This is a genomic window from Dermatophilaceae bacterium Sec6.4, from assembly GCA_039636865.1.
Taxonomy (GTDB): domain Bacteria; phylum Actinomycetota; class Actinomycetes; order Actinomycetales; family Dermatophilaceae; genus Allobranchiibius.
On sequence record CP144172.1, the window covers coordinates 1,167,232 to 1,179,751 of the forward strand.

Sequence of the window (12,520 nt, forward strand, 5' to 3'; positions counted from 1 at the left end):
ACTTACTTTCAAGGAGATCTGAATCATGGCCCGTTACACCGGCCCCATCACCAAGAAGTCGCGTCGTCTCAAGACCGACCTCGTCGGGGGTGACAAGTCTTTCGAGATGCGCCCCTTCCCGCCCGGCCAACACGGTCGCGGTCGGGTGCAGGAGAACGAGTACCTGCTGCAGTTGCAGGAGAAGCAGAAGGCCCGCTTCACCTACGGCATCATGGAGAAGCAGTTCGTCCGCTACTACAAGGAGTCTGTCCGCCGTCAGGGCCGGACCGGCGAGGTTCTGCTGACCATCCTTGAGTCGCGTCTGGACAACGTCGTCTACCGCGCGGGCCTGGCTCGTACCCGCCGCGCCTCGCGACAGCTGGTCAGCCACGGTCACTTCAGGGTGAACGGCAAGGCTGTGGACATCCCGTCCTACCGCGTCGAGCAGTACGACATCATCACGGTGCGCGAGAAGTCCCGCGAGATCTTCCCGATCCAGCTGGCGCGCGAAACCTTCGGTGACCGTCCTATCCCGGCGTGGATGCACGTCTCGGCGGGCACGCTGCAGATCCTGATCCACTCGTTGCCGACTCGTGCGCAGATCGACAGCCAGTTGACCGAGCAGCTCATCGTGGAGCTCTACTCCAAGAACTGATCACTGTTTGGACATGCCGGACGGGGCAGATATGACTCGTTTGGCATGTCCAAGTCGTGGGATGGGTGTACGCGGACAGAGGTGCACACCCAGCAATCATGAGGCGTCAAATAGCGGACGCCCGTGGGAAGGAAAGAAACAGTGCTTATCGCACAGCGCCCCATCCTCAGTGAGGAAGTCGTCGCCGACAACCGCTCACGGTTCGTCATCGAACCGCTGGAGCCCGGCTTCGGCTACACCCTCGGCAACTCCCTGCGCCGGACCCTGCTGTCCAGCATCCCCGGAGCCGCCGTCACCAGCCTGCGCATCGATGGTGTGCAGCACGAATTCACCACGATCCCCGGTGTCAAGGAAGACGTCACCGAGATCATCCTGAACATCAAGAGCCTGGTGGTCTCCTCCGAGCAGGACGAGCCCGTCGTGATGTACCTGCGCAAGCAGGGTCCCGGTGCGGTGACCGCAGCCGACATCGCGCCGCCCGCCGGTGTCGAGGTGCACAACCCCGATCTGCACATCGCGACGCTGAACGATGGCGGCAAAGTCGAGATGGAGCTGACCGTCGAGCGCGGTCGCGGCTACGTCTCCGCCGCGCAGAACAAGTCCGCGGAGCAGGAGATCGGCCGGATCCCGGTGGACTCGATCTACTCCCCGGTGCTGGCCGTGACCTACAAGGTCGAGGCGACCCGTGTCGAGCAGCGCACCGACTTCGACAAGCTCATCGTCGACGTCGAGACGAAGAACTCGATGGCGCCACGTGACGCGATGGCCTCCTCCGGTAAGACCCTGGTCGAGTTGTTCGGGCTGGCCCGCGAGTTGAACGTCGAGGCCGAAGGCATCGACATGGGCCCGTCACCGACGGATGCCGTGCTCGCCGCGCACCTCTCGATGCCGATCGAAGACCTGGACCTCACCGTCCGCTCCTACAACTGCCTCAAGCGCGAGGGCATCCACACCGTGGGTGAACTCGTCGGGCGCAGCGAAGCCGACCTGCTCGATATTCGCAACTTCGGTGCGAAGTCGATCGATGAGGTGAAGGAAAAGCTTGTCGAGATGGGTCTGCAGCTCAAGGACAGCCCTCCCGGGTTCGACGCGAGTGCTATCGCCGACCGTTACGACGACGAAGAATCAGCTGACGACGACGGCAGCTTTGCCGAGGACGAGCAGTACTGAGCCGCTGAATCCACTGCTTTCGCAATGTGATTCGTAGACCAAGGAGTTATCAATGCCAACCCCTACCAAGGGACCCCGCGTCGGCGGCGGTCCTGCGCACCAGCGGCTCATCCTGGCCAACTTGGCCACAGCGTTATTTGAGCACGATCGCATCACGACCACTGAAGCAAAGGCCAAGCGGCTGCGGCCGCTGGCTGAGCGTTTGGTGACCTTCGCCAAGCGCGGTGACCTGCACGCGCGCCGTCGGGTGATGAGGACCGTGCGCGACAAGGGTGTCGTTCACCGCCTCTTCACCGAGATCGCGCCGGACATGACACAGCGTCCCGGCGGCTACACCCGTACCACGAAGATCGCTCCGCGTAAGGGCGACAACGCCCCCATGGTCGTGATCGAGTTGGTGCGCGAGGCCGTCAACGCCAAGCCCAAGCGCGCCGTAGTCGCCGAGGCCGAAGGCGCCACGCGTCGTTCCGCAGCGGACAACGCCAAGGCTGCCGAGTCGTCATCCTCGGCTGACAGCAAATACGGCGAGGAGTCAGCGGCCCCGCTCGAAGGCGGAGCATCCCCTGATGCCGCGAAGTTCACGGTCAAGGGCAACGAAGACTCGATGAAGTATCACGTCGAGGGTTCGCGGTGGTACGACTCGACCGTTGCTGAGGTGTGGTTCACCACGTCCGAGGCAGCTGCAGCTGCAGGTTTCGCGCCGGCTGGTGGCGAGGACGCGCAGGCCGAGCAGCCTGACGCAGCTGACGCAGCTGACGCTGCAGAGGCGGACGAGCACGACACCAACGTCTGATCGAATATCTGATGAACGGGGCTGCACCGATGCCGGTGCAGCCCCGTTCTGTCTGTGCGCCAGCTCACGCTGCGGGCCCGTTCCTACGCAGCGCGGTGCTGTGCGAAAGTGGGGTAACCGGCGAATATCTCACGAGGAGCAGTCATGAGCGATGAGCAGAAGCAGGACCCCAAGAACCAGAAGCCGGAGCAGGATGCGCCGGCTGGAACGACCGATGCGGACTCCAAGGACGCGCAGATGGCTGCTGCCGGAGCGACGGCAGCCGACGCGGAATCGGCCTCCGCGGACCCTCAGGCCACCGACGGCTGAACAGATCGGAACGATCGGGCCAGCGGGATGAGGGTGAGCATCAGCACCATCGGCCCTGAGGGTGCCGCGTGCGCCAAAGGTGCGATCAAGGTAGGTCGGAACCCACGTCGTCACCGCCATGTCAACCATGTGGAAGAGGACGAGTGCAGGCCCGATGTGGAGGATGCGCCGCCAGGCGATGGACTTCTCGATCGAGGTGCTCGGTGGTACCTGAAGTGGGACGGTGTGACCGGCAGAGCGAGCACCATGACCACGAATCCCGCCCGTAGGATCGCCGCGTTTCCGTACCTCGGCGCGGTGCGCTCGGCGATCAGTGAGCCGAAATCGGCGGCAACGAGGAGGGCCAGAAGGAGCGCGGGGAATTCGCCGGGACCGATGTCGAGACGGTCCTGCAGGGCGGGCAGCTTGGTACTGAGGACGATAAAGACCAGGCCCTGAGTCGCGAAGGCGGCAGCGACTGCTATCTGATGGCGGGTGAAGTCGACGGTGTCGGACACCTGCCGATTGTGGTATCCCGTTGGCCGGGCGTCCGGGGATTGCCGGGGGAGATGCCCGCGCAGATACCCTGTGCGGGTGCGGCTGAGGATCGACTTCGGGTATGACGGCGGTGACTTCTTCGGCTGGGCGACGCAGCCGGGTCTGCGCACCGTCGAGCAGACGTTGAGTGAGGCGTGGGGGACGATCGCCCGTACCGGTCCCGCGCGCTTGACCGTTGCCGGGCGCACCGACGCCGGCGTGCATGCCCGCGGTGCGGTCTGTCACCTGGACGTGGACGAGGCAACGTACGAGGCACTACCGGCGAGGTCGCGTCGCACACCGGCGGTTGCTGCGACGCGACGTCTGAATGGCGTGCTGCCCGCCGACGTCGTCGTGCATCGGGTGAGTGCGGCTCCGGAAGGATTCGATGCCCGGTTCTCCGCGCTGCGGCGACGCTACAGTTACCGGCTTTGCGACGACCGGGCCTCCTGCGACCCCACCAGACGCCATGACACGGTGTTGGCAAAGCATCCGGTGGACGTGCCGGCGATGGATCTCGCCGCGCAAGCGTTGCTCGGACTGAACGACTATGCCGCATTCTGCAAGAAACGAGGTGGCGCAACGACGGTCCGTACGTTGCTGGAATACCGGTGGGAGCGGACAGCAGACGGGACCGCAGTCGCGACGGTCGTCGCGGACGCGTTCTGCCATTCGATGGTGCGCTCGCTGGTCGGGGTCGTTATGCCCGTCGGGGAGGGTCTGCAGCCCGTGTCGTGGCCGCTCGCGGTCATGTCGGCCCGACTACGTCACCCGGGAGTCAAGGTAATGCCGCCGCACGGCCTGTGCCTGGAGGAAGTGACCTACCCGCCCGACGGGCAGCTCGCTGCCCGTGTCCGCGAGGCGCGAGCTACCCGCGAGCTCCCGCAATTACGAAGCTGACGGAGCCGGCCCGGTCTCGACGAGGCGCTTGACCTCCGCCAGGGTCGCCGAGATCCCCTCGTTGATCTGGTCGGCCGCTCCGTGCTCGGTGTGCAGTTTGACGGTCACGGTCGAGGTGTGTGTATCGCCCGTGACATCCAACAGGCCCCGGTAACCGCCGGTCCCTTCGGAGCCCCACTGCAATCTCTTGGCGACCTGATCCACCCGGAACCACGCCTCGCCCTCCTCGCGTGAGCCGTTGACCTCAGCCACCACGTGGACGGCTTCACCGTCGGCCGGGTCGGCGCTGACCATGGCTGCGAAATAGTCCGGCAGGTGACGGACGTCCGACAGGTAGTCGAAAAGCTGTTGGGCGGGTGCCTGTACGTCGATGCTGCCGTCGTGATCAGCCATGGGGGAACTCCATTCGGCCGGTGAACGGCCTGGTCGGCACTCGGGAATCGACTCGAGCGACGGGGCGGCCCCGCCTCACCACCTTCACACGGTACGACGATCTATGGGTGAGTTGCAGAGGGCACGGTTCAAGAGCCCCTCGGGCGGTCTCCCGGACCGGTCGGCAGAGCGTGCTCGCGCGAGGTGGTGACAACGAGGGGGCGGGGTGCGACGATCGGCAGATGGGGATGCCCGGGGGTCTTGCGAACGGGCAGCCGTCACCGACAGCGGATGGCGGGTGCGCAGCTGAGAAATCTATCGGGCGCGCACGTGCTGGTCGTGGGCGATGGGCGGCATCGCGCGTTGTCGGGATCATGCTCGTGGTGTTGTGGGTGCTGTACTTCGCATCCTCGTTGTGGGCAGCTCCCGTGCGGGCATCCGGCGACTCATTGCGTGCAGCCACGGAGAGTGGCCGCGTGACCGACATCGACCGGGTGGCTTCGCGGCCGGCGCGATTGAGCGCGAGCCCGATGTTCTCGTTCCGTGGCGACAACTCCACGGACAATACGGGCGATTACCTGGTGTGGAGTGTGCACAACGGTCATCGCTACTACACCGACGTGATGACCTTCCCCGGGCCGATCACCTCCTCGGCGATCACCAGCGGCACATCCTTCGTGAGCGGCTCATCGGAGCCGTCGTACGTCGACCGGGTCACTGACTTCGTCGTCAAACGCACGCATTTCGAGGGTGGCATCGCCTGGGCGGGACTGGCTCAGTTGTTGATTCTTCTCCTCGCTCTCGGATCGCTGTTCAATCGCGCACCGCGCACCGGCACGCGATGGTTCTGGTTCTGGGTGATCAATGTGCCGCTCGGTATCGGCCTGCTCTGGTATGCCTCGAGCGAACGGCTGCGCGAGCCGGCCCCGATCACGGTGCGCAGGGGAGGCGGTCAGGGGTTCCTGCTCGGCCTCGTCGCGACCTTTGCGATCCCGCTCGCCGTCACTGTCCTCCAGCAGCTGGTCGACCGGATCTGATTGATTTCGGCCAGGGTGAAGGCTGGTGCAGTGCTTCAGGCGTTGCGTAGGCCGAGGCGGCCGAAGGGGGCGCCGATCAAAGTCCCCACCGACACCCCGACAACAGCGAAGACAGCCGTCAGAATCGCATGCGTATCGGTGCCCGACCCGAGACCGGCTGTGTTCAACAGACCGAAACTGCCGGGGACCAGAACCCAGAACGCCGGCAGGTAGGCCACCTGCCAGGACGGACCGTTCGGCAGTCGATGGGCAACGGCGGCAGCCGCGGCAGCCACCACTGCCCCGGCCAACCCGCCGAGACCAGGACCATAGAAGTGCTGGACGCTCAACTGCACGGTGGCAGTGACGGCAACCACAGCGGCAATGGGGGCGATCGCGCGCAGCGGTACGTAGACGTTCACGATGATGCCGGCGATGGCAATGGTGAGACCCAGGGCGATTGCCCACACACCGTGGTGCGCCACCGCAGTGTTGTTCAGCACGGTTGCGGGAGCGTCGGTCACTGCGACTGCGGCCAGTACCCCCGCGAGAAAGAGCACGAGCTGGGCTACTCCCGCCGTCAGCCTTGCGGTACCCGCCTGCAGCGCTCCGGCCGCGATTTCCGACAATCCGGTGACCAGGAGGCTGCCGGGCAGCAGGACCGCCAGCACCGCGACGATCGTGCGTAACGGCCCGTCCATCAGCGAAGCCCGAGTCGCCAGCAACACCACGATGGACACGCTGAAGGCAGCAGCGACAGGCACCAGGGGCCGCACCGATGGCCAGCGCCGCGCTGCGGCGGTCACCCCGGCGACCATGAGCGAGGCCACCGCCGCGACCAGGACGTTGGCCAGCGCCGGCTGTAGGAGCAGACAGAGACCGACCCCGATGGGCAGGGCTCCGAGATCTGAGAGCCACGCCGGCCAGCGGGCAGGTCGGTGGCGGATCGTTTGCAGCCGCTCGAGAGCAGCCGGGTAGGGCACGGTTCTGCGGCGTACGGCGTGCATGACGTCCAGGACGGCCGCCGTCTGCTCGAAACGGAGACCAGGGCCGACGGGGTGGAATCCTGTCGACGCATCGTGGCCCATCGTTACGAAGAGGCCCGTGGGGGTGGCAGCCACCATGACGTCGTCGGCGCCGAGCACCGAGCCGATCGTTCGCAGCATCTGCTCGATGTCAGGTACGGGCAGTCCGCCGCTCAACAGGTCGGCCCCCAGCTCCAGCAGGAATCTGCGCCGCAGATCAATCGCGGCGACGGGCCCGGTGTCAGCATCTTTGCCGGAAACGCCGCTACCCGACATGTGTCCTCCTCCGCTGTCCGAATGGGTCTGCAGTCACGCGTAGCCGACCCTCGTTCTGCCTGGCCCGTAGGCGGCGCGATGTCGGATGGCGACGCGCAGCGTGCACGAGGGGAGGACCAGTGTGAGCCGTATCAGGTCCCGCACGCGCTGATGGATCTCAACCTAACGTGCGGACGCTCTTGGACCCGCAATGCAAGCTCTGCGTGCAGCACTTCACCTCGCTGCTGGTGTCCAGGGCTGCACGAAGTCGTTGGCGGGGCGGCCCTCGACGGCGGCCTTGAGCGAGGCGGCGTCGGCGCCGTCCAGTTGCTCGCGAAGGATGTCCGCATGGCCGGCGTGCCGGGCCAGTTCCTCGACGTGATGCAGCAGGTAGAACCGTTCCCTGGTGGGTGCCTCGTGCATGATGCCGTTCCACGGCGCCGACGGCTCGATGACGTCGGCGCTGGGGTCAGCCGCGCGCACGCTGGCCAGGTACGCGCTCGCCATCTCATCGAAGCGCGCCAATGCCGCAGTCAGGGTGTCGTGGGCTGGAAGCGAGAAGCTGGTGAGAAAGGCCTGAATACCGTCCTGACTTAGTTCTGTGTTGCGGCTTCCATGAGAGTCGCGGTCCAGGCGACCCTTCATTACGTACATCGCATGCTCGATGAGGCCACCGACCGAAAGTTTGCTGCAGCAGGGAGTTTCGCGGGCCTGCTCGTCGGTCAATCCGTAGGCAGCAGCGCGTAGCCCGGCGAGTTGGTCGGCCAGGTAGAGCGCAAACTCGGCTGATTCGGGGTGGATCCCAGGTGTCGGCATGGCAAGTTCTCCTCGGCTGCGCCGCGATGCGGTCCCGCGTGCCGCGAATGTAGCCGCGTGCACCGACAGCCTCCCGGCAACGCGATCCCGGCTTCGACGCTGTCGTACGCCGTCCTACTGCGTCCGCGTCCGGGTGACGTCATCGCGAGGTACATCCCGGTAATCCCTGCCCGGGTCGCCCCAGTGTCAGGATGACGAAATGCATACGACGAACTACACGAACACGCTGATCACAGTGTCGCCGGACACCAAGTGTGTCGCCGCGGTGCCGCCGCCGGTAGGCAGATCGTCGATCGCAGAGATGCAATTCGCGATGCTGCATGGCCACGACTACGAGCTGACGAGCGATGACGTGATCTTTGCCGTTTTCGCTGACCGCAAGGGTGTCGCAACCTATGAGCGTGCTGCGGCTCGCGACCGTTTCTTCTCCCGAGGTCAACCGTGCATGCGCACCTCGCCGCTGGCAAAGAACTACGGGTGGGGCGTACATGCCGACGAGACGGGCAGAATCGCGCTGGTTGCGATGGGAACGAGCGCCTATCACGCCATGGTGAACGATGACGCCATCATCAAGCGACCTGCCATGAAGACATCGCGTGAGGGCGAGGCTTGATGACTGGCGTGACTGGACCGGCTGGCCATCGGACGACATAGAGCCGCGACCTACCTCAGCAATTCAGACGCTTCAGACATGTCGCACGCCGGACAGGGGCCAGGGTCGGCGTGCGCGGCCTCGGAAGAGGCGGGTCACCCTTGTTGTTGTCTCAGTCATGAGCTTGAAGGTTGAAGTCTGGTCCGACGTTGTCTGCCCGTGGTGCTACATCGGTAAGCGCCGCCTCGAAGCGGCCTTGGCGCGCTTTGCGCACCGCGGCGAGGTGGAGTTGGTGTGGCGCAGCTTCGAACTCGACGTGTCCGCATCCCCGAGCGCTGCCGAGGGGGGCACGTACGCGCAGCGGCTCGCGGCCAAGTACGGCTGCTCGGTTGACGAGGCACAGGTGATGATCGATCAGATGACCGCAACGGCCGCGAGCGAAGGTCTTGACTTCCGTTTCGATCTGGCCCGGCCCGGCAACACCTTCGACGCGCACCGGTTGCTGCACCTTGCTTTGGAGTACGGCCACCAGGATGAGCTCAAGGAGCGCCTGGACCGCGCGACGTTCACCGAGGGGTCCCCGGTCTCCGATCATCGCGCCCTGCGAGGCCTCTGCGCGCAGGTGGGGCTGCCCGAAGCCGAAGTGGACGCCGTGCTGACATCGAACCGTTACTCCGATGCTGTTCGTGCAGACGAGGCGCAGGCGCAGGCGTACGGCATCAGTGGTGTCCCGTTCTTCGTCATCGACGGCCGGTACGGCATCTCCGGAGCCCAACCCGCCGACGCCATCCTGCAGGCGCTGGACACAGCCTGGTCCGAACACTCTCCGCTCACCCTGGTGGCCCAGGACGGCGACGCGCCCTCCTGCGACGGTGATTCGTGTGCCGTCTGACGCAGGGTCCATCGGCGCCCCTGACCCGAGATTCTGCCCGCAGAAGTGCCGGATGCCCTGATCGCCCGGAGCCGACTTGTTGCGGCTGCGGCCGTAAATCGGGCTGACGGATGCCGCGACGTCGTACAGACTGGACGCTCGTGGGCCATGTGGATGTCAACTCGATCGACTACGCGCTTCCCGACGGACGACCGCTGCTCGGCGGTGTCAGTCTGCGGGTGGGTGAGGGCGCCAAGGTCGCGCTGATCGGTCCCAACGGCACCGGCAAGACCACACTGCTGCGGATCATTGCCGGCGAGCTCACCGCCGACGAAGGCGCGATCACCCGCAGTGGCGGTCTGGGGGTAATGCGTCAGTTCATCGGCAAGGTAGGGCGGGACGGCAGTCAGGTCACCGTGCGGGACCTGCTGGTTGACGTGGCGCCGGGCCCGATCGCAGCCGCTGCCCGTGCCGTCGATCGGGTCGAGCTGGCGATGATGGAACAGGACGATGAGCCCACTCAGATGGCCTACGCGCAGGCGCTCGCCGACTGGGGCGAGATCGGTGGCTACGAAGCGGAGACCCTGTGGGACGTCTGTACCGTCGCGGCCCTCGGCGTGTCCTTCGACAAGGCTCAGTGGCGCGATGTGTCGACCTTGTCCGGCGGGGAGCAGAAGCGGCTGGTCCTGGAGGCGCTGCTGCGCGGACCCGAGGAGGTGCTGTTGCTGGACGAACCGGACAACTACCTCGACGTACCGACCAAACGGTGGCTGGAGCACACCCTGAACGAGTCGCCCAAGACCGTCCTGTTCGTCAGCCACGACCGCGAACTGCTCGACCAGGTCGCGACCCGCGTCGCCACGCTGGAGCCAAGTGCTGCCGGGTCCGCCGCCTGGACGCACCCCGGCCGATTCGCCACCTACGCCCAGGCGCGGATCGATCGCAATGCCCGCCTGGAGGAGCTGCGCAAACGGTGGGATGAGGAGTTGGCCAAGTTGAAGGCTCTGGTGCAGATGTACAAGCAGAAGGCGGCCTACAACTCGGACATGTCTCCCCGCTACCACGCCGCTCAGACCCGGCTGCGCCGTTTCGAAGAGGCCGGTCCGCCGCAGGTGACCCCGACCGAGCAGAAGGTCACCATGCGACTGCGAGGCGGCCGCACCGCCAAGCGCGCAGTGATCTGTGAGCGCCTGGAGTTGTCGGCTGACGGTGGGCAGAGCGTGCTCATGGCGCCTTTCGACGTGGAGCTCTGGTACGGCGAACGGGTGGCGGTGCTCGGATCGAACGGGTCGGGCAAATCACACTTCCTGCGGTTGCTCGCAGCAGGCGGCAGCGACCCGGATATCGAGCATCAACCGGTGGGCGACGTCCAGCCGGCGCCGGTCATCCATCAGGGGATCGCGCGGCTGGGCTCACGGGTACGGCCGGGTTGGTTCGCCCAGACCCACCAGCACCCTGCTCTGCTCACACGGACCTTGTTGGAGATCCTGCACCGCGGTGACGAACACCGCGCGGGCAAACCCCGCGAGGAGGCATCGCGAGCGCTGGACCGGTACGAGTTGGCGCACGCGGCCGAGCAGACGTTCGCCTCGCTGTCCGGTGGTCAGCAGGCCCGGTTCCAGATCCTGTTGCTGGAGTTGTCCGGAGCTACCTTGCTACTGCTGGATGAGCCCACCGACAACCTAGACCTGCACTCGGCCGAGGCATTGGAGGAAGGCCTCGAGGCGTTCGAAGGCACGGTCGTGGCCGTCACGCACGATCGGTGGTTCGCGCGCGGTTTCGACCGGTTCCTGGTCTTCGGCCAGGACGGCGAGGTGTACGAGCCGAACGAGCCCGTATGGGACGAACGTCGGGTACGACGCCGACGCTGACGGTGTTGGCCGGTCGTTGACGGTGTTCAACGACCGTCAACGACCGTCAATGGCCGCCGATACCGTCAACGTGCTGGTTTCGTGTCGACGGGGAGCAACGTCGTGTACGCCGCCACGCGTCGCGCGCCTGGGCTGCCCGCCCCGATCCGCCGGTACCGCGCGAACACCTCAGCGAGTTCGGCGCTCAGCGCCGACAGTTGCTCGGTGGTGAGCAGCACCGCGTGGTCCTGGATGCCGCAGGATTCGCGCCAGGCCCGCGGCCAGTCGTCCTGCAGGTCGATCCAGGCGTCCGCGCGTTGGCCGACGTACTGCACGAGGTCGTGCTGCAGCCAACGGGCGACCGCCGCTTCATCGGGATCCTGCACGTCGTCGGCGGCGAGATCTGAGCGCTCCGGTTGGGCAGCGGCCGCCCAGACCCTGCGGCGTCCGACGCCGGTCCCGGTGTCGTGGACGTGGCCCGCCTCGGCCAGCACTCTCAGGTGGTAACTCGTCGCGCCGGTATTGCTGTCCAGCGCTGCGGCGAGCAATGTTGCCGTGGCCGGTCCATGGACTCTCAGTCGGGCCAGCAGCCGCGAGCGCAGGGGGTGGGCGAGCGCTCGCAGACTCGTGGGTCGGGTGATCTCATCGGCATCAGAAATGGGCACTTTATGCACAATACTTGTGCATAGATCCCGTGGATACCAGCTGTATTCCTGGACCGCACCGCTCGAGATCATTGCCATCCGGGCGTTCTCAGCCAATTTGGGACCTGCGACGTCGGGTTCGTAGACTGTACGAGGCGCGGAAACGTGCCCCGAGATGTTCCAGTCGCGACCGTGCGCACGCGAGATCAGCTTCTTCCTCGTGAACGAGCTTGTGTCGTTGCCAGATCGGTTCGGCAGTCCAGCACGAAAGACCACCCCAGAAAGTTGACGAACGTGCGTACTTTCACGCCCAAGCCGGCGCAGCTCCAGCAGGAGCGCGCCTGGCACATCATCGATGCCACCGACGTGGTGCTGGGCCGACTGGCCACGCACACGGCGAGCCTGCTGCGCGGCAAGCACAAGCCTGTTTTCGCGCCGCACGTCGACGCCGGTGACTTCGTCATCATCATCAACGCCGACAAGGTTGCGCTGACCGGTTCGAAGTTGCTGAAGAAGAAGGCTTACCGCCACTCGGGCTTCCCCGGCGGCCTCAAAGAGATCTCCTACATCGACCTGATGGCCAAGGACCCGGCGAGGGCCGTTGAGAAGGCTGTCCGGGGCATGATTCCCAAGACCAGCCTCGGTCGTGACCAGATGACCAAGCTCAAGGTCTATGCCGGTCCGAACCACCCGCACGGCGCCCAGCAGCCTGTGCCGTTCGAGATCACCCAGGTCGCGCAGTAACGCGCCTGCGCCC

At 65.7% G+C, this 12,520-nt stretch carries 15 protein-coding genes; 10 read left to right on the top strand and 5 right to left on the bottom strand.

Annotation, left to right across the window (positions count from 1 at the left end; genetic code table 11):
* Nucleotides 1-25 precede the first annotated feature (25 nt).
* The 4 genes from rpsD (at nt 26) to V3G39_05795 (ending at nt 2,906) form a co-directional block, all read left to right on the top strand.
* Nucleotides 26-634, top strand: coding sequence for a 30S ribosomal protein S4 (gene rpsD, locus V3G39_05780; GenBank protein XAS77546.1), 609 nt, complete (start codon nt 26-28; stop codon nt 632-634).
* Between the two features lie 141 nt (nt 635-775).
* Nucleotides 776-1,804: a DNA-directed RNA polymerase subunit alpha gene (locus V3G39_05785; GenBank protein ID XAS77547.1), complete on the top strand. Its 1,029-nt coding sequence runs from the start codon at nt 776-778 to the stop codon at nt 1,802-1,804.
* Between the two features lie 52 nt (nt 1,805-1,856).
* Entirely contained in the window at nt 1,857-2,597 is a 741-nt protein-coding gene (gene rplQ, locus V3G39_05790; protein ID XAS77548.1) for a 50S ribosomal protein L17, read from the top strand.
* A 144-nt stretch (nt 2,598-2,741) separates the two neighbouring features.
* Nucleotides 2,742-2,906, top strand: a complete 165-nt coding sequence (locus tag V3G39_05795; GenBank protein ID XAS77549.1) for a hypothetical protein — start codon at nt 2,742-2,744, stop codon at nt 2,904-2,906.
* A 110-nt stretch (nt 2,907-3,016) separates the two neighbouring features.
* Here V3G39_05795 and V3G39_05800 read toward each other — a convergent pair whose 3' ends face one another.
* The gene (locus V3G39_05800) at nt 3,017-3,403 is read right to left on the bottom strand and encodes a hypothetical protein (GenBank protein ID XAS77550.1); all 387 of its coding nucleotides are present in this window, start codon (nt 3,401-3,403) and stop codon (nt 3,017-3,019) included.
* A gap of 76 nt (nt 3,404-3,479) precedes the next feature.
* On the opposite strand from V3G39_05800, the gene V3G39_05805 reads away from it, so the two are divergent.
* On the top strand, nt 3,480-4,322 hold the full coding sequence (locus V3G39_05805) for a tRNA pseudouridine synthase A (GenBank protein ID XAS77551.1): 843 nt from the start codon (nt 3,480-3,482) through the stop codon (nt 4,320-4,322).
* Here V3G39_05805 and V3G39_05810 read toward each other — a convergent pair.
* On the bottom strand, nt 4,311-4,715 hold the full coding sequence (locus V3G39_05810) for an SRPBCC family protein (GenBank protein XAS77552.1): 405 nt from the start codon (nt 4,713-4,715) through the stop codon (nt 4,311-4,313). The two genes, V3G39_05805 and V3G39_05810, sit on opposite strands and share 12 nt — an antisense overlap.
* Before the next feature lie 221 nt (nt 4,716-4,936).
* On the opposite strand from V3G39_05810, the gene V3G39_05815 reads away from it, so the two are divergent.
* Nucleotides 4,937-5,731: a hypothetical protein gene (locus tag V3G39_05815; protein ID XAS77553.1), complete on the top strand. Its 795-nt coding sequence runs from the start codon at nt 4,937-4,939 to the stop codon at nt 5,729-5,731.
* A 35-nt stretch (nt 5,732-5,766) separates the two neighbouring features.
* Here the strand turns inward: V3G39_05815 and V3G39_05820 are convergent, their stop codons facing one another.
* Complete coding sequence (locus tag V3G39_05820) at nt 5,767-7,011, bottom strand: threonine/serine exporter family protein (GenBank protein ID XAS77554.1); 1,245 nt, start codon at nt 7,009-7,011, stop codon at nt 5,767-5,769.
* A gap of 213 nt (nt 7,012-7,224) precedes the next feature.
* Nucleotides 7,225-7,806, bottom strand: coding sequence for a DUF664 domain-containing protein (locus V3G39_05825; protein XAS77555.1), 582 nt, complete (start codon nt 7,804-7,806; stop codon nt 7,225-7,227).
* A gap of 199 nt (nt 7,807-8,005) precedes the next feature.
* Here V3G39_05825 and V3G39_05830 point away from each other — a divergent pair, with 199 nt between their 5' ends.
* The 3 genes from V3G39_05830 to V3G39_05840 all read left to right on the top strand — a co-directional run bounded on the left by V3G39_05830 (nt 8,006) and on the right by V3G39_05840 (nt 11,140).
* Complete coding sequence (locus V3G39_05830) at nt 8,006-8,419, top strand: DUF6157 family protein (GenBank protein XAS77556.1); 414 nt, start codon at nt 8,006-8,008, stop codon at nt 8,417-8,419.
* Between the two features lie 157 nt (nt 8,420-8,576).
* Nucleotides 8,577-9,290 carry a DsbA family oxidoreductase gene (locus V3G39_05835; GenBank protein XAS77557.1) on the top strand — a complete coding sequence of 238 codons (714 nt, stop codon included), beginning with the start codon at nt 8,577-8,579 and terminating at the stop codon, nt 9,288-9,290.
* A 140-nt stretch (nt 9,291-9,430) separates the two neighbouring features.
* Nucleotides 9,431-11,140, top strand: coding sequence for an ATP-binding cassette domain-containing protein (locus V3G39_05840; GenBank protein ID XAS77558.1), 1,710 nt, complete (start codon nt 9,431-9,433; stop codon nt 11,138-11,140).
* Between the two features lie 65 nt (nt 11,141-11,205).
* Here the strand turns inward: V3G39_05840 and V3G39_05845 are convergent, their stop codons facing one another.
* Complete coding sequence (locus V3G39_05845; protein XAS77559.1) at nt 11,206-11,784, bottom strand: helix-turn-helix domain-containing protein; 579 nt, start codon at nt 11,782-11,784, stop codon at nt 11,206-11,208.
* Between the two features lie 273 nt (nt 11,785-12,057).
* Here V3G39_05845 and rplM point away from each other — a divergent pair, with 273 nt between their 5' ends.
* On the top strand, nt 12,058-12,507 hold the full coding sequence (gene rplM, locus V3G39_05850; GenBank protein ID XAS77560.1) for a 50S ribosomal protein L13: 450 nt from the start codon (nt 12,058-12,060) through the stop codon (nt 12,505-12,507).
* Nucleotides 12,508-12,520 lie beyond the last annotated feature (13 nt).

Excerpts from the sequence above, each read along its gene's own strand:
- rpsD (XAS77546.1), top strand. The coding sequence starts at position 26 with ATGGCCCGTTACACCGGCCCCATCACCAAGAAGTCGCGTCGTCTCAAG.
- rplQ (XAS77548.1), top strand. The coding sequence starts at position 1,857 with ATGCCAACCCCTACCAAGGGACCCCGCGTCGGCGGCGGTCCTGCGCAC.
- V3G39_05795 (XAS77549.1), top strand. The coding sequence starts at position 2,742 with ATGAGCGATGAGCAGAAGCAGGACCCCAAGAACCAGAAGCCGGAGCAG.
- V3G39_05810 (XAS77552.1), bottom strand. The coding sequence starts at position 4,715 with ATGGCTGATCACGACGGCAGCATCGACGTACAGGCACCCGCCCAACAG.
- V3G39_05815 (XAS77553.1), top strand. The coding sequence starts at position 4,937 with ATGGGGATGCCCGGGGGTCTTGCGAACGGGCAGCCGTCACCGACAGCG.
- V3G39_05820 (XAS77554.1), bottom strand. The coding sequence starts at position 7,011 with ATGTCGGGTAGCGGCGTTTCCGGCAAAGATGCTGACACCGGGCCCGTC.
- V3G39_05825 (XAS77555.1), bottom strand. The coding sequence starts at position 7,806 with ATGCCGACACCTGGGATCCACCCCGAATCAGCCGAGTTTGCGCTCTAC.
- V3G39_05830 (XAS77556.1), top strand. The coding sequence starts at position 8,006 with ATGCATACGACGAACTACACGAACACGCTGATCACAGTGTCGCCGGAC.
- V3G39_05835 (XAS77557.1), top strand. The coding sequence starts at position 8,577 with ATGAGCTTGAAGGTTGAAGTCTGGTCCGACGTTGTCTGCCCGTGGTGC.